The sequence below is a fragment of the Enterococcus sp. LJL98 genome, assembly GCF_054871745.1.
Genome location: NZ_JBTXLU010000004.1, coordinates 55,042 through 72,343, shown reverse-complemented (window position 1 = coordinate 72,343; position 17,302 = coordinate 55,042). Strand labels below are relative to the sequence as shown.

General features: G+C 35.2%; 14 protein-coding genes. 9 read left to right on the top strand and 5 right to left on the bottom strand.

The window, feature by feature from the left end:
* Positions 1-76: 76 nt before the first annotated feature.
* The 3 genes from ACYSNO_RS04885 to ACYSNO_RS04875 all read left to right on the top strand — a co-directional run bounded on the left by ACYSNO_RS04885 (position 77) and on the right by ACYSNO_RS04875 (position 3,690).
* Positions 77-1,723, top strand: a complete 1,647-nt coding sequence (locus ACYSNO_RS04885; RefSeq protein ID WP_461729958.1) for a putative polysaccharide biosynthesis protein — start codon at positions 77-79, stop codon at positions 1,721-1,723.
* A 74-nt stretch (positions 1,724-1,797) separates the two neighbouring features.
* Positions 1,798-2,514 carry a pseudouridine synthase gene (locus ACYSNO_RS04880; RefSeq protein ID WP_461729957.1) on the top strand — a complete coding sequence of 239 codons (717 nt, stop codon included), beginning with the start codon at positions 1,798-1,800 and terminating at the stop codon, positions 2,512-2,514.
* A 186-nt stretch (positions 2,515-2,700) separates the two neighbouring features.
* A complete protein-coding gene (locus tag ACYSNO_RS04875; RefSeq protein WP_461730043.1) occupies positions 2,701-3,690 on the top strand; it encodes a M23 family metallopeptidase in 990 nt (329 codons plus the stop codon).
* Positions 3,691-3,845: 155 nt separating this feature from the next.
* Here the strand turns inward: ACYSNO_RS04875 and ACYSNO_RS04870 are convergent, their stop codons facing one another.
* Entirely contained in the window at positions 3,846-4,700 is an 855-nt protein-coding gene (locus ACYSNO_RS04870) for an RluA family pseudouridine synthase (protein WP_461729956.1), read from the bottom strand.
* Between the two features lie 186 nt (positions 4,701-4,886).
* Between ACYSNO_RS04870 and ACYSNO_RS04865 the strand changes: the two genes are divergently transcribed.
* Both ACYSNO_RS04865 and ACYSNO_RS04860 read left to right on the top strand, forming a co-directional pair.
* Entirely contained in the window at positions 4,887-7,046 is a 2,160-nt protein-coding gene (locus ACYSNO_RS04865; protein WP_461729955.1) for a PBP1A family penicillin-binding protein, read from the top strand.
* Between the two features lie 66 nt (positions 7,047-7,112).
* Entirely contained in the window at positions 7,113-7,457 is a 345-nt protein-coding gene (locus ACYSNO_RS04860; RefSeq protein WP_461729954.1) for a YlbF/YmcA family competence regulator, read from the top strand.
* 102 nt (positions 7,458-7,559) lie between these two features.
* On the opposite strand, the gene ACYSNO_RS04855 is transcribed toward ACYSNO_RS04860, so the two are convergent.
* The 4 genes from ACYSNO_RS04855 to ACYSNO_RS04840 all read right to left on the bottom strand — a co-directional run bounded on the left by ACYSNO_RS04855 (position 7,560) and on the right by ACYSNO_RS04840 (position 11,894).
* Positions 7,560-8,096, bottom strand: coding sequence for a transposase (locus ACYSNO_RS04855; protein WP_461729953.1), 537 nt, complete (start codon positions 8,094-8,096; stop codon positions 7,560-7,562).
* 93 nt (positions 8,097-8,189) lie between these two features.
* Positions 8,190-8,651: a hypothetical protein gene (locus ACYSNO_RS04850; protein WP_461729952.1), complete on the bottom strand. Its 462-nt coding sequence runs from the start codon at positions 8,649-8,651 to the stop codon at positions 8,190-8,192.
* A 1,797-nt stretch (positions 8,652-10,448) separates the two neighbouring features.
* Positions 10,449-11,195, bottom strand: coding sequence for a lantibiotic immunity ABC transporter MutE/EpiE family permease subunit (locus ACYSNO_RS04845; protein WP_461729951.1), 747 nt, complete (start codon positions 11,193-11,195; stop codon positions 10,449-10,451).
* An 18-nt stretch (positions 11,196-11,213) separates the two neighbouring features.
* Positions 11,214-11,894, bottom strand: a complete 681-nt coding sequence (locus ACYSNO_RS04840; RefSeq protein ID WP_461729950.1) for an ATP-binding cassette domain-containing protein — start codon at positions 11,892-11,894, stop codon at positions 11,214-11,216.
* Positions 11,895-12,041: 147 nt separating this feature from the next.
* On the opposite strand from ACYSNO_RS04840, the gene ACYSNO_RS04835 reads away from it, so the two are divergent.
* From ACYSNO_RS04835 to ACYSNO_RS04820, 4 genes are read left to right on the top strand one after another with little or no spacing between them, the layout of a single operon-like run.
* A complete protein-coding gene (locus ACYSNO_RS04835; RefSeq protein WP_461729949.1) occupies positions 12,042-12,230 on the top strand; it encodes a gallidermin/nisin family lantibiotic in 189 nt (62 codons plus the stop codon).
* A gap of 19 nt (positions 12,231-12,249) precedes the next feature.
* On the top strand, positions 12,250-12,435 hold the full coding sequence (locus tag ACYSNO_RS04830) for a gallidermin/nisin family lantibiotic (protein WP_461729948.1): 186 nt from the start codon (positions 12,250-12,252) through the stop codon (positions 12,433-12,435).
* A gap of 54 nt (positions 12,436-12,489) precedes the next feature.
* Complete coding sequence (locus tag ACYSNO_RS04825; RefSeq protein WP_461729947.1) at positions 12,490-15,546, top strand: lantibiotic dehydratase; 3,057 nt, start codon at positions 12,490-12,492, stop codon at positions 15,544-15,546.
* Positions 15,530-17,299 carry an ATP-binding cassette domain-containing protein gene (locus tag ACYSNO_RS04820; protein ID WP_461729946.1) on the top strand — a complete coding sequence of 590 codons (1,770 nt, stop codon included), beginning with the start codon at positions 15,530-15,532 and terminating at the stop codon, positions 17,297-17,299. The genes ACYSNO_RS04825 and ACYSNO_RS04820 overlap by 17 nt, the downstream gene beginning before the upstream one ends.
* Positions 17,300-17,302 lie beyond the last annotated feature (3 nt).

The following is a 17,302-nucleotide window of genomic DNA, read 5'->3' as shown; positions in this document are numbered from 1 at the left end:
GAAATAGATTGCGACAAAGGACTTTAAGCATTAAAATAGAAGGTATGTAAAAAGAAGAAAGTTGGGAAAGAGGGAAATGAATAATCAAGAACATTTGCAAGAACCCGTACTCACAAATGAAGAAAAAATGGCCCGTGGTTCTGCTTGGTTAACCATTGGAAATATCGGTTCACGCTTAATCGGTGTCGTCTATATTATCCCGTGGTATTTTTGGTTAGGAGACAATGCAGAAACGGCCAATGCGTTGTTTGGAATGGGTTATAATGTGTATGCGTTATTTATCATGATTTCAACAGCGGGTATTCCAGCTGCGATTGCAAAACAAGTTGCTTTCCATCATTCGCGAGGGGAGTATCGCACGAGCCAAAATTTATTTAAGCGTTCCTTACAGGTCATGCTCCTATTTGGAATCATGAGTGCAACGATCATGTATTTGGCTTCGCCTGCCTTAGCCAAGGCTTCTGGTGGCGGGGATGCATTAGTTCCAGCGATGCGTTCACTGAGTGTGGCCATCTTAGTCATTCCAGTAATGAGTGTGCTGCGTGGCTATTTTCAAGGGACACAAAACGTGGGACCTTTTGCCATTTCACAATTAGTAGAGCAATTTTTCCGTGTGATTTATATGTTGATGGCGACCTTTATCATTATGCGATTAGGTAGTGGTGATTATGTTGCAGCGGTCACCCAGTCGACGTTTGCAGCCTTTATCGGTGCGTTAGGTGGCATCGCTGTTCTTTTTTATTATTTTAGAAAAGAAAAAATAAAAATGGAGATTTTGGCTGAACAAAGTCACGAAACAGGAAAGATTGATACTGTAGGTATTTTATTAGCGACGGTTAAAGAAGCAGTGCCATTTATTATTGTTGGCTCAGCCATTACAATTTTTAAATTGGTCGATCAATTCACCTTTATTCGCACCATGAGTCGTTTTACAGAATACACGACGCAAGAATTACAAAACTTAATGGCGCTTTTTAGTGTCAATCCGGATAAGCTAACAATGGTTGTAATTGGCTTAGCGACAGCCATGGCGGCGGTCGGACTGCCCCTAATTACAGAAGCTTATGCTCAAAATGATCAGCGCAACTTGGCTAAGTTGGTGACAAACAACTTGCAACTTTATTCATTCATCATGTTCCCGGCAACTTTCGGGATGGTTTTATTAGCCTATCCGTTGAACACGATTTTTTACGGCTACAGTGTGTTAGGTTCACGCTTATTAATTGTCGCTTGTTTATCGGGCTTAATCTTAGGGTTGTTTATGATTACCGCTTCGATGTTGCAAGGAATTTACGAAAACATGTCCGCCGTCGTCTTCTTTGGCATCGGCTTGCTCGTAAAAGTGATACTACAACCAGCGAGTATTTATTTCTTAGAATCCTACGGTCCGCACGTTTCAACGAGTGTGGGGTTAGCGGTTGCTTGTTACTTTAACTTAAGGAAGCTTCATCAAAAAACACATTTTAACCGCAGTCTAGTGCTTCGTCGGACGTTACTAATGGGGATCATGACACTAATGATGTTGGTCGTTGCTGTTCTTGCAAAAGCCCTCTTTGGTCTGGTCTTGTCCGATAAACAGAAAGTGCAATCGTTCTTTTTAGTATTATTGGTAGCGGGCGCAGGTGGGCTGGCCTATCTTTATTTGAGCTTGAAAATCCGAATTGCAGATAAGCTACTGGGACCAAGAATTTCAGGCTTGCGTCAGAAATTCAAAATTAAATAAAAAAATGAAAAAGCATTCAGTGGGACTATGGCATTTGTCACAGTCCCTTTTTGAATGAAGAAGGAGAGTCCAAAATGCGATTAGATAAATTTTTAGCAGATATGAATTTTGGTTCAAGGAAGGAAGTCAAAGGCTACATCAAGAAAGGCTATGTGACAGTCAACGGTACCGTAATCAAATCGGACAAGTTTCACGTGGACGAGCAGCAAGATCAGATTTTATTTGACGGGGAGCCCGTCAAATATCAAAAATATTTCTATTACTTACTTAATAAACCGGGCGGCGTGATTTCTGCCACGGTGGATAATTATGATGCAACGGTCTTAGACTTATTTGATGAAGCAACTTATAGAGAGGACTTGTTTCCCGTGGGCCGTTTAGACAAAGATACCGAAGGCCTTTTGTTAATTACAAATGATGGCGCACTGGCACATCGCCTACTCTCGCCGAAATACCATGTCGAAAAAGAGTACTATGCGGAAGTTTCAGGCGTCATGACGCCTGAAGATGTACAAGCTTTTCAAGCGGGCTTGACGATTGATGGTGGAGAGGTTTGTTTGCCAGCTGAATTAATGATTGATGCCGTCGATACAGTCACGCAAACCTCAACAATCCGTTTAATTTTGCATGAGGGAAAATTTCATCAAGTCAAAAGAATGGTTCAAGCGGTTGGAAAAGAAGTCGTGTATCTTAAACGTTTACGAATGGGGACATTAAAGTTAGATGAAACCTTGGCATTTGGTGCCTTTCGTTCGTTAACCGAAGATGAGGTGAGATTACTCTCAAATTAAATGACAGATTCTATGTAACTTGCTTGTCATAAAAAAGGCTTTCTTGTTTCGAAAAATGTTCATTTGTCATCAAAAACCTTTATTTGATATGAATTTGTTGTGGCTTTGTTATCCTTTTATGAACGAAATCATGCTACAGTGGCAAAGGATTAAATTTCATATCGAGGAGCGTTACAACATTTGAAAATGAAAACATTGATTTTACTTGCGAGTACAGGGTTCCTTTTTTTACTACCCTTAACAGACGTGCAAGGGACGGAAACGACACAACAGCTAGCAGCGCAAGAAGGAAAAATTACAGACCTCCAAGCAAAAGTGACCACACTAGAGGCCCAACAAGCAAGGCTGCAAATTCAACTCGACACGGTTCCAATTGATCAAGAAGGAATCACGCAAACACTCGAAACCTATGCACAGGAAAAAACAGAACTTCGTCATGAATTAGAAAGAGAAGAGAGCCGTCTCCGTGTGATGGCGACGATTCAAAGCTACTTAAAAGACTCAACAAGCAATGGCGTGGAAACTGCAAGTCAAAAGGCACAAGAAAAGAAACTTGAAGCGCTCCAAGCAAAGATGACACAACTTGAAACACAAATACAAACTTTTCAAGCAGAAGTGACGGAACAAAAGGAGCAACGCGAAGCAGAACTAGCAGAAAAAGAGCAGTTAGCGGAAGAAACAAAAACAATCACGGAAAAAATTGAAAAAGAAACGCAAAAATTAACCGAGCTAAAAGAAAAGGCAACGGCTGAAGCCGAAGAAGCACAGCGCCTAGCTGAAACTGGTTTTTTATCGCCTTTAAATGGGCCATTAAATATGAGCAGCCCTTTTGGTTATCGAGCAGATCCGACGGGATATTCTGGCAATGGGCATGATGGCGTTGATTTTACTGGAAATTACGGAGACACTATTTTAGCTGCACGCTATGGAACTGTCGTTGAAACGGGATTCGATTGGAGTGCGGGAAACTATGTCATTTTGCAACATGATAATGGGTATTACTCCTACTACATGCACATGACGGCTGTTTCTGTCAGTGAAGGGCAATCGGTTGAAACATCCGAACAAATTGGAACGATGGGAACAACCGGCAATTCAACGGGCGTCCATCTCCACTTCGGTTTAGCCACCGGAATTTGGAGTGGCTTTGTGGACCCTGTTCGATTCATTATGTAGAAAACCCGCATCCGTTTGCTTTGAAAGAAACAAAACTCCCCGTCCGCGTGCGACTTTGTAGTGACCCCTAAAAGTTAGACCAAAAATCTGACTTTTGGGGGTCGCTTCACTTTTGAAGTCAACGCGAGCGGGGAGTTTTTTTGTTTGCGAATCGGTTACCATAAGCCAGGAGAGGCTTGGATTGTCATCGTTTCTTTGGTAAAAGGGTGGATAAAGTGCATTTCACTCGCATGAAGCATGAGCCGTTTAGCGGCCTGTTTTTGATATAAGGGATCTCCAACTAGGGGATGTCCGAGACTGGCTAAATGGACTCGGATTTGATGTGTTCGACCGGTTTCAAGTACGCAATAAATTTGGGTCTGCTTGCTTTCAATTTGGTGAACCGTCACCTTTGTTAAGGCTGGCTGTCCATTTTTTTGATCAATCACGCGTTTTCGTCGATCATGGCGATCGCGTCCGATTTTTTTCTCAATAATACAATCCCTTTTGAGTTGTCCGTGAACGATTGCCTGATACCGTCGATAAATCTTTTTTTGTTCGAGTAAGCGTCCTAAAATGGGGAGGACAAAGGGATTTTTTGCAAATAAAATCGCCCCACTCGTTTCTTTATCGAGGCGATGAACGACAAAGGGTTGTTGTTTGCTAGGTGCCAAGTATGCGGCTAAATGGTTGAGTAAAGTCGTTGTTTCATCGGGTTGGTTCGGGTGTGTTTTCATCCCAAAGGGTTTGTTTACGAGGATGAGATGCTCATCTTCATAAAGTACTTCAATCAAGGCAGCGGAGCCCAAGTGAATCGGCTGATAGTGATAATCTTCTGCTTCGAGATGGAGTGTAATTTGATCACCCGCTTGGACGATTTGATGAAACATCGCGGTTTGACCATTTAATAAGACATCTTTTCTTGTTCGTAAAAAATGTCGTACTTTTCTAGGAACGAGCCATTCTTTTTCAAGTAAGTCACGAATCGTCATCGGGGATTGGTTTGGTGGAAGGGTGAGCGTAAAATCCATTTTTTGTTCTCCTTTACTGTGTTTCAGCCATATTATAACAGATTTAAAGCTTTCTTAATGAAAAAAACCACTCTTTTTAACGTGGCGATGGTAAAATAAGTAGAATTTTTACAAAAGTACAACTTTTGACCTAGGTAAAAGGCGCGAGCATTTGCTAAACTAGGGTAGGAACAAGGAGGAATCCCTATGCGTTTTCAAGAAATGATTCAAACGTTAAAAAAAGGCTGGCTACGTTTTTGGCGTTGGCTCAGTCCTTATTTAAAAGAATTTTATCAATGGTTTTCAAGAATTTGGCGGAAATACCATTTCACTAAAATAATTATTTTAGTGAGTCTCGTAGCAATTTTAATTACGAGTACGTACTTATTTTATGTAGCCAAAACAACGAATGTTGAAGAGTTATCTTCTGGGCTAAAAGAGTCAACGGTCTTTTTTGATCGCTATGACCAAGAGGCTGGAAAATTTCGAGCAGAAAAAAGTGAAAACTACGTTGATCTAGAGCAAATTTCACCGCATGTGATTGACGCGTTAATTTCAACCGAAGATCGTCGATTTTATGAGCATCACGGGTTTGACTTAAAAGGGATCGCCCGGGCAGGCGTGCGAATGGTCGTCAATCGGAGTACGGTTGGTGGTGGGGGAAGTACCATCACGCAACAATTAGCCAAAAATGCGTATTTAACTTTGGATCAAACCTTTACCCGTAAAGCCAAAGAAATTTTCTTAGCAATTGAAATCGAAAAGAAGTATTCCAAAGATGAGATTTTAGCGATGTACTTAAACAATTCCTATTTTGGTAGCGGCGTTTGGGGCATTCAAGATGCCTCCAAAAAATATTTCGGTGTCGATGCAGCCAACCTTTCCATTGGTCAGGCAGCAACCTTGGTTGGCCTCTTAAAAGGACCGTCGATTTATAACCCAATCGATAACCTTGAAGCAGCGAAAAATCGACGAGACACCGTCTTAAGTGTGATGGTTGATAACGGAAAACTTACACAAGAAGCGGCGACAGACCAAATGAATCTGGCTTTAGGAGATCAGCTCTATGACGCTTATAATCCGGAAGGTTCGGGTTATCAATACCCCTATTATTTTGACGCGGTGATTGATGAAGCGGTGCGTTTGTATGGGCTGGATGGTGACGACGTGATGAAGCGCGGCTATAAGATCTACACTGCCCTAGACCAAAACTATCAAAGCAATATGCAAAATATCTTTGCTCAAGATGGCTATTTTCCTCCGAATGGTCCAAACGGAGACCTCGTTCAAACGGCTTCAGTAGCCTTAGACCCCAACACTGGCGGCATTCAAGGCCTGATTGGTCGTCGTGGCGATTATACTTTCCGTGGGTTTAACTTTGCCATCGACATGCAACGTTCGCCCGGTTCCACCATTAAACCGTTAAGTGTTTATACGCCTGCGTTAGAAGCCGGCTATAAACCTGATAGCCTTTTAAAAGATGAACCACAGTCTTACTATGAGGCGAAAAATTTTGATGGCACTTATCAAGGCGAAGCGCCAATGTATGAAGCAGTTGCTCAAAGTTTAAACTTGCCAGCGGTGTGGTTATTGCATGAACTCGGTTTAACTAAGGGCTATAACAAGGCCAAAGAGTTCGGATTACCTTTAGTCGAAGAAGATAAATATTGGGGACTGTCGTTAGGAGGGCTAAAACATGGGACGTCGCCGGCGGTAATGGCCAGTGCCTACGGTGTTTTTGCAAATGGCGGCACGCTTTATACACCGCATTTAATCACAAAAATCATTGATTCGACGGGTGCCGTCATCGTTGATAAAACGCAGCCAAAAGGCAAACAAGTGATTTCAAAAGAAACAAGCGATGAGATGACCAGTATGTTACTGGGCACGTATTCAAATGGGACAGGAGTCAGTGCGGCTCCTACAAACTACACGATCGCTGGAAAAACAGGAACCACCGAAAGTAGTTTTGATACAAGTAAAAGTAACGATCAATGGATGATTGCGTACACACCAGATGTGGTCTTGTCCACTTGGATTGGTTTTGAAACATCAAGCGAAACAAACGTTTTACATGGAACAGGTGGAGAGAACATGGGCGCCTTGTTTAAAGCGCAGGCGGAAGGCGTGTTACCCTACACTGCTCAAACCCCATTTGCTGTTGCGAATGCCTACTGGACCGGTGGAAAAATTCAAGCGGCCGATGAAGTGACGGCACCAACCGAGGAGTCGGAACAAACGGATCGATGGAAAGAAGAACTGGAGGACTTTACAGATCGCGCCCTCCAAAAAGGGAAAGAAGTCGGCAAAAAAGCGATTGAAAAAGGGAAAGACGTTTTACGAGGTTTAAGGGATTTCCTTCCTTAAATCAGTCGCGTAGTTTCTCAAAGAGTGGTACAATTGTGAGGTAATTAAATTCTAGGAGGAATAAAAATGTCATCAAATTTATACGATACAGCCAATCAATTAGAACGTGAAATCCGTGAAGATGCTGCATTTCAAGCGCTAAGTGCATCCTTCAACCGTTTAAAAGAAAACGAAGAAGCCTATGAATTATTCAAAGAGTTTCAAACATTCCAACAAGAAATGCATCAAAAAATGATGGCGGGAGAAGAAATGAGCGATGAAGATGGAGAAAAAGCCCAAGCTTTAGCACAAAGAGTTCAAACCGAGCCAATCATTAGCGACTTAATGCAGACAGAGCAAGCATTTAGCCTTGTTGTAAATGACTTAAATCGCATCATCATGAATCCTTTAAGAGAGCTATACGAAGGGTAAGTTACGAAAGTCTGGTTGTTCGTCAGATAGTGTTGATGGACTCAAAATGAATCAAATATGTCATAGAAATCGGTGGAGAAAACTCTGCCGATTTTTTGCTTTTTATTGATAAATTAATCCTTGAATAATGTAAATACGATCGCGAAGATGATAAAAATTTCGATAACCGTAGGAGACTCTCTTAATGACTTTAATCTTATTGTTTAAACCTTCGGTCACACCATTCGAGTAGTCTAAGTCAAAAGCGTTCTTGATACCTTGCTTATACTTCTTTAAAAAGCGTAGCTTCTTCTTGAACAACTGAGGTAAGCGAGAGTCTAATGTTTGTATCACATTGAAAAAAGAAACCGAATCCTTCTCCTTTCGATGATAATGTAGAAGTTGGACACTCTCATAAGCAAGGCGTAGCGTTATATCGTAATTGAGTAACTCATCAATAATATCTTGTGGATAGAGATGGCGTTTGAAGAGAAAATGATAGCTACCATTCATATCCATCACTAAATATCGAACATTTAAACGCTGTTCAAGAGGAAAGCGCATGAAGTACTGAACCAACCGAAACAAACGACGGTCCTCTATAACATCGAATAGTTGATTGTTTGTCCCATTTAGACATGACCCTTCACAGGACTTCATTTGTTATACATCATGCCATCTATTGCCAAGTAAAGTGAAGTGTATTCAAGTTCTTCTGTCTGCATTGCAACAGTCGCTTGTGATGGCAATTTTTTAAGGTAAGAAATTAACTTGCCTATTGTGTACATTTGTAGCTAATGGTAGTTGGTCGCCCAGGGGCATATAGAAATTTTTTAGAACTAAACAGTTTAAAATTTCATCGAACGTATCAAATGGATAACCTGTTTGATTTCTTGTTTCTTTGACGAATTTTTGTTCGAGATTATTTGTTTTAATCTGAAGAAAAATATCAACTAAATAAGTGTTAGAATCTTGATTTGATGAAGAAATATCACTAAAAGATTGAACAATTTTTAAAATTTCCTCGTATTCAATTTGTCCTAGAGCGATTGGATAACTTAAATCATTTTGACTGATTGAAAGTGATTCTTGTTCTAAGTAGTCAATTATTGATACCTCGTTCAAATCGAACTCATTTAACGGTGTCATAACGTATCTATTTAAAGAAAATCTTGATAAGAAATTGTTTGCTTGTTTGATAATATTGTTTGTCATAGTAAGTCTCCTTTTTTTGTGTGTAATTGTAAAAAGTCGGCACTTACTATATAATGAACTTAAATCAATCAGTTCATAGTAAGTAAGTTTAGAAAATCTTTTGTTCGAGCAAAAGGTTTTCTTTTTTTATTTTTTAAACAACCATTTGGGGGAAGTGTGAGGGAGAGAAGCTGGTCGCATTTTTTGATTATGCACTGAGGGGATACACTATTCTCCTTTCTTTTTTTAGTTTAAATGGTTCATTTGTGGTCAGTATGTTTCGGTCGGTTGCTGTGCAGAGGAAGAATCATAGACACAAAGAGGAAACAAGGGCGAGCTTGCTCGTGCATTTTACCCTTGTTGGATTGACTGGCTGTGATACTGTATCAATCAGCAATCGACCGAGACATACTACAAGAAACATGAACAAGCAAAAAAAGATAAGTGGGTATCTCATCGAAAAGGGCATAATTAAAATTGTGATGTCTTTTAAAGGTTTAGGAAGGGTTAGTTGCTTGCAACTAGCCCTTTTGCCCTTTGTAAAGCGTTGCGAGCGACGATTTACGGTCTTCTCGTTTGGCACAAACGAGGTAGGGAAAGAGCGGTGGTGGACGGCTGGAGCGATTGAGACACAATTTTATAAATTTAAACTTGCATAGAAGTTGCAAATGGAGATTTTTCACTGGGGGTTTATGTTTGGGGATAGAATTTTTTTGTCTAATAATAATTAGATGAAAAACAATCTATTTTATAAAGTATTTTTAAATGGACGATGTGAAAGAATAGAGAATTTAGAAATATATTAGAATTCTTAGAAATGAAGGAACGGATAGTAAAGAAACAAGAAACTATATCAAATAAAAAATGATGTAAATTTTTGAAGCGGAATAAGACAAACGCTGATGAATATTTTGATATGTTATTAAATTGTACAAACCTAACTTTATATACAACATATTCTATTTAACTTATTGAATAAATGCGAATAGAACATCAAACTATCAATGAGTATTTAGATAGTTTGATGTTCTATCATTTAGTTTAAGTAAGTATCAAATTTTTCTTTCTAAGTTGATTGCTTTCTGAAAAAAGAGACATAAGTAATTATAAACAGGGGAAAGATAATTATGGGAAAGAAGAAAAGAATATAGCTAAAATCTACATTTTCATAATAAAAATTAATTAGTGATTTATTATGAATATTCATTGTAATAAAACGACTACCCCAAGTAAATGGAAAAAAAATCCAAATTTCATTGCCTAAGGCTGTTAGACCAATAATAGCAGTCAACAAAGAAGACGTTAGTCCAATAAAAAGAGTAATAATAAGGCTACAAAGAATACTTAAGAAAAAATATATAATAAATGATGTTATGAATGATATCCAAACTAAGGAGAACCCATATACGTAGTGGGGAAATAAAGTAGTATAAGATAAATTGAATACAAATTTTAGCAATATAATTGTAAGCAATGCGTTTAGTATGAATACGACACTAATCAATAAATATGAAAAAATAAATTTTAGAGATAGTAAAGAAAAATAGTGGCGATTCAACCCAAATATATTTTGAAAATTTCCTGTTTCTCGGTCACAATTATTCATCAAAGCCAGTATGAAACTTATGGTGAATGGTAATAAAAAGTTGAGAATAGAGAAGTAGTTAATATAAAAACTACTTTCAGATACTTTTGGATTTATTAAAAGTATGTAACCGAAAACGAACAAATTAAATAAAAATGGAGAGAGGTACAAAGCAATTCTAAAAGATGTTCTCTTTGTTTTAAGCCACTCTGCACTAAATGTACGGAACATTATTAATCACTCTCCAAATTCCTAGATAAAATTAAAGGTACAGTAACATAAAAAATGATAAAAATAAATAGAGCGAGTCCGATCCCAGGATATATTATTGAAGGAGTATTCAATGGATCGTTTTCCTGTAGTAAGGTGCCATTTGGATTTGTCTTGATGATGGGGGTAATCAATCGTAGGGACCAACCCCAAGGACTTAAATACCAGTGATTTCCTGCAGATGTAAAAACCCCTGTAATAATACCAAAAAGATTTACAATAATAGAAAATATCGGTGTTGTTAATTGTGCTAGCAAAATAGAGAACGGAACAATAAATAATGTGGTTATCCAAAGAACCAGTGATGATACTATCACATTTACAAGGATAATATTTGATGAATCATACATGATATACTCTAAAGCAATCGTTAAAATAGCTAGGAAACTGTTTGATATTAAGGAGTATCCAGATAAGGTAATTATTTTTGACTTCCAAAACATATTTTTATTCAACAAATAGTAATAATTTCGTGTGTGACTTTCATTTTCTCTTTGTATCGATTGATAAGCCAAAGCTGATAATCCCATAGGCAAGAAAAGTGTAGGCCACCAATTATAAATAAGAGGAACAAAAAAATTTATATCGAAATACATAAATTGGGAAAAGGGAATGCAAATTAGCACAACTAGTAGTGGGAACCACAAAAAGAAAAAGTGACTGAAAGATCGTTTTCCTTTAAAGTACTCAGCTATTATATAATTTTTCATTTTATTTATCCTCCATTTTTACTTGCTACTAGTTATATCTAGAAAGAAATCTTCTAAATCTTTATCTTCAGGTATTATACCCTCATATTTTAAAATGCCGGTGTTCATAATTCCGACATAGTTAGTCATGTGTTGAATTTCGTTTAGATTGTGACTTGATACTATAACAGTAATTCCGAGTTCAGGAAATGACTTAATTAATTCTCGTAATTCCTTAATACCTATAGGATCTAGACCATTTGTAGGTTCATCTAGAATAAGTAAATCAGGTCTCTGTATTAATGCCGCAGCAATTCCAAGTCGTTGTTTCATTCCTAAAGAAAATTTAGCAACGATTTTTCTGTCTGTATCCTCTAATCCTACTAAATGTAAAACTTCCTTAATTCTTTTTTTTTCCAAATTTAAAAGTTTTACCAAAACTAAAAGGTTTTCTTCAGCTGTTAAATTCTTATATAATGCAGGTTCCTCAATTAATGCTCCAATTGTAGGATTATTATTTACTGCTTTACTAAATTGTATTTTTCCGCTAGTAGGCTTTAGACTCCCCGTCAACATTTTTAAAGTTGTTGATTTTCCAGCTCCGTTCGGACCAACTAGTCCATAAATAGAATTTTTTTGAACACCAATAGAGATTGAATTAACTACGATTAATTTTCCAAATTTTTTTGTTAAATTTTCTGATTTTAATAATAAATCCATATTTTTATCCTCTTTCTTTAGTTGAATATTTTTAGTTTAGCAACAAACAATAAACCTTTTATAAACAAATTAAAAAAAAAGTTTATAAAAACTTTATATTCGACTTCTATACTTTACTTGTAATCGATTATAAAATAATGTGAAAGGATGATCAATATGCCGAAATATGATGATTTTGATTTGAATTTAAAACAAACTTCTACGTCAAACCAAAAAGATCCAAGAGTAACTAGCGTAATGGCTTGTACGCCAGGTACGTGTAACAACAAATGTCCTAATACAAACTGGTTATGTTCTAATGTGTGTGTTACTAAAACATGCTGGACTTGTGCATAAAATTTGAGGAGGAAAGACAATGCCAAAATATGATGACTTTGATTTGAATTTAAAACAAAATGTATCTAGTACAAGTAAAGAACCACGTATTACTAGTTTAAAATGGTGTACCCCTGGTACATGCAATAATACTTGTAAGGGTGCTTCTACTTTGAAATCTAACTGTTGTGTTGCTTCACTTATATGTTCTTTAGGTGGTTGTTAATTTTATTAGCGGATATGTACTCATATCCGCTATTTTTTAAGGGGTGAAATACGTATGAGAAAATCTTTAATTGCAAGTAGTAAATTTATGATCCGCTTTCCTTTCCAAGACGAAAAGTTCAAATATAATGCTGTAAATATACAAGATAAACTAGATGAATTGAAACAAAATCCAATATTCTGTGAACAATTGTTAGTTGCATCACATTCTTTATATGAACTATTTAAAAATAGTAATTTCGAGGAATTATCTTCAAAAAAGAAAAGAAATCTTATTTCTTCTATGGCAAGCTATATAAACAGGTCAGCAACACGAACAACACCATTTGGATTGTTCTCAGGTGTTGGATTGACTGACACAAACAATAACCAATCAAGCAACTCAAATAAAGAAAAAATCAAATTTATTAAACATGCTCGAGTAGATTTGGAATGGTTAATAAATTTTGTTAAATATATTGAAAAAAATTATTACCTGAATTTGAATTTTAAATTGAATAGTAGTCTATATATTATTGGTAGCAGAGTTTTTCTACCTTACAATACAGATTCAAAAACGGATAAGATTAGTATTAACTTTAACAAACCTTTTGAAATGATCTATCATAAATTTCATAAATCCGATTTTTTGAGTTTTAATGATTTGCTAGATTATTTACAAGCATCATATCCAGAACGTGATTCAGAAATTTTTAGATCGTTTTTGAATACCTTAATAGAAAAAGAATTTTTAATTTCTAATCTAAGACCACCGTTAACTAATATAGATGAGCTAGACTGGGTTATATCTAAAATGAATGATACCTCAGACGTTAAATCCTATAAGAATTTATTAATAGAAATTCAAAATGATATCAATGAATATGGGAATACTGAGATTGGGGAGGGAATTACATTATATGAATCTATTTTAAGTAAGATGAAAAGTATCAAAGGCATTAAGTCTAAAAGTTATCTTCAAGTGGATAGCGAAATCGAAACTAATTCACTAGTCTTAGTAAAAGAAGACATGGGACAATTAGAAGATTTTGCCTCTTTTTTATTAGAGGTATCACAGTATCAAAAAAACAAATATCTTGATGAATTTAAATTAAGATTTTTAGAAAGATATGGTGAATATATTGAAGTTCCTCTTTATGAGGTAATAGATGAAACAATAGGAATTGGTGCACCGATGAATTATTCTCAACCTCAAAATCGTTATATTACTCCATTTGTAAATCTGACTGAGACAAGTGACTTAACCGACTATTTCATTAATAAATATATTCAAGCTATTACAATGAATTCGTCAATAAAAATTAACTTTAAGGAAATATCTTTATACATTGGAAAAAATATGGATAAGGTTTTACCTAAAAATTTAGAACTTAATTTTTTTATCAAAGAAAATGAAAACAAAAAAACATTTTACTTGGGACCTAATATTGGTTCAAATAAAGCAGGAAAGACCTTCGGCCGATTTGCCTATTTTTCAAATCGATTTTCAGAAGTAATAAAAGAATTTGACAATCAATTCAGTATTTCTAGCAACGAAGAGGTTTGCGAACTGGTTTATCTTCCCAAGAATGTAAGATCTGGGAATGTTACACGAGATTTTACATCTAACAGTAAAAACATATCTCTACACACTAATTCATACGATAGTGATAATGAAGTTAAAATGACTGATATTCTAGTAGGTGTTGAAAATGATAGATTGTACCTTCGTAATCTTGTAGATAATAAAAAAATACTAGTAACAAGTAACAATATGCTAAATCCTACCATTACTGATAATGGTATTCGGTTAATGCAAGAAATATCACTGCAAGATGAACTAACCTGGAGTAACTTTCCTTGGAGTGAAGTCTACAGTCAATTTTCATATGTTCCACAAATCGAATATAAAAATGTAGTGATTGAAACTAGATTATGGAAGATAAATAAATATACTTTAGAACTTCTAAATGACAAGCCTACCAAAAGTCAGTTTGTTAGCCACTTTATGAAAGCTCAATTAAAATTAAATATTCCTGATGTATTTTATTTACAAAGTGCTGATAATCGAATACTAGTAGATATAACTGAACAAGTTTATATTGACCTAATTTATAAAAAATATAATCAACTTGGAGAAGTAACTATACGTGAAACCGAAGCAGGTAAAAATATAAAATCCATTTGTGATGGTCAAAGACCCATTGAAGTAGTTATTCCATTTTTTAGAAATTCGAAAGAGTTAATTGCAACAAAAGAGTATACAAGTATAAACAACAAAAATTATACCGACAATAGTTTTGCACCGTTTGACAATTGGATATTCTACAAAATTTATTGTTCTAATGAGAACGAAGAAGAAATTATTAACTATGTTCATTACTTTATTGAAGACCTTTCGAAAGAATTACTGATTGATACCTATTACTTCATGAGATATTCAGATACATTACCTCATATACGTTTACGGATTAAGGCTGATAAGAAGATGATGTTTCAGATTGCAGAACGATTTAACCGTTTTATTTCTCCACTTCAGCATTCTAAATTAATCTCAAAATATATAATTGACACGTATTATCCCGAAATTGAAAGATATGGTGGTCAAGAACTGATGCCTTTAGCGGAACAGATATTTCAAATAGACAGTCAAGTAGTAGTAAAGCTAATGGCTTGTGATGAACAAAAAGAAAAAATAGGAGTAGTTTCAATTCTTCATTACTTAAGTTCATTTGGAATAGCATTTGAAAGTCAAATAGAGTTATTAGAGTCAAGCGTCGGAAAAGATAGTTTTATAGCAGAATTTAAAGATTTAAAAAAGGAATATATCACTACCATAGATTCTTATAATAATTGGCATATATTTAAGAAGGAAGAAAAGAACAAAGAACTTATTAAGTTATTGGATCAACGAAAAAATACTATACAAGAATATGCTAAAACATTAAGTAATAGTAGTAATCTAACAAATTATCTTGAAGACATCATTCTTAGCGTGATTCACTTACACTGTAATCGACTGTTCGGAACAGATAGGGAATTTGAGAAGAAAATACATTTCTTTGCACTCCATACCTTGAAAGGGCAAAGTTACAAACGAAAGATGATGATGGAAAATGAAACAAGTGATTAAAAGTAATATTCAACGTATATTAAAAACAATATATTTAATTTTTTCAATTGATAAAAAACTTTCAATAACTGTTTTTATTCTTACGATATTAACTGGTCTCGCACCTACAATTTCTGTTTTATTATCTCAGTCTTTACTAAATAGTTTACAAATGCAAATAGGGGGAATAAGAACTACAATACAAATTTTTTTGTTTTATATCTTATTTTCAGTACTTGCAGATCTAATAAGTAGTATCAGTTCATATTACTCAAGTAAGTTACAAATATTGTTAAACTATAAGCTGAATTATATGATTATGGAAAAATGTGGTGACTTATCAGTTGAACAGTTTGAAAGTTCTGATATTTATGATCAGATTACTCGACTAGAAAATGATATTTCTACTAAACCCTATCAAACTTTCCAAGCAATTTTATCTTTCATTTCATCACTAGTTACTTTAATATCAGTTGCATCAATTTTATTCTTATGGAAGTATTGGACAATCTTTTTAGTGATGGCAGCTCCTTGTGTATCTGCGTTTTATTATTTGAAAATTGGGAAAGAAGAGTTTGAAATGCGGTATAACAGAAGCAAAAAGGAGAGAGAAAGTTGGTATCTTAGCTATCTTATGACTCATGATTTTTCATTTAAAGAGATAAAAGTAAATAATCTTAAAGATTTCTTTTTAAAAAAACATTGGGACTTGAAGGATGATTTTATTATTCAAGAGAATGCTATTAATAAGAAACAAGGAATCGTATCTGTATTGTTCAATTTATTACAAGAATTAGTAAGTTCTATTGTATTAATTCTTGCGATTATAGAAGGATTTGAAGGTAAACTTCTTCTTGGTAATGTTACTTCGTATATTAAAAGTGTTAGTATGATTCAAAGCAACACCATGGCGATTATTACATCTCTATATGCTATCTATAATAGTAATATGTATATGGATTTACTTGATGTCTTTATGACATTACCTTGTGACTTATCAAATCATGGAAAAGAAGTAGAACAAATTAAATCAATTAGGTTTGATCAAATATCCTATTCATATGGATCAAATATCGTATTAGAAAATATTAATTTTGAAATAAAAAATGGAGACACAGTAGCAATTATTGGTAAAAACGGTTCGGGTAAAACCACTTTATTAAAGCTCCTAGGGGGGCTTTATACTCCATCTTATGGTTCCATTTATATTAATGAGATACCACTTGATTTATTAGATAAAAATAGTTATAGAGCAAGAATTTCAGTTCTATTTCAAGATTTTTTGAAACTAGAAATGAGTTTGATTGATAATATCGCTTTAGGAGAACAGAGTAATAGACAAAATCGCCAAAAGGTGAACAGAATATTAAATGAGCTAGATGTTGATTTTTTAAAGGAAAATCAATTTGATGATCAATACTTTCTGGATAATCAGTTAGGTAATTGGTTTGATGATGGACAAGAACTCTCTGGTGGACAATGGCAAAAAATTGCATTGGCACGAACGCACTACAGGGATTGCGACGTATATTTCTTAGATGAACCGAGTTCGGCACTAGATTCTACTGCTGAAGTTAAGATTTTTGATGAATTTTTCAAGTTATCTGAAGAGAAAATTGGAGTATTCATTACTCATAAAATAGGAGCTGCTAAAAATGCAAGTAAAATTGTTGTTTTAGACGATGGTTATATTGTAGGTACTGGAACACATGAACAGCTTTTATCTAGCTGTTTTACCTACAGAGATCTTTATGAAAAAGAAAATTCTTACTGAAGG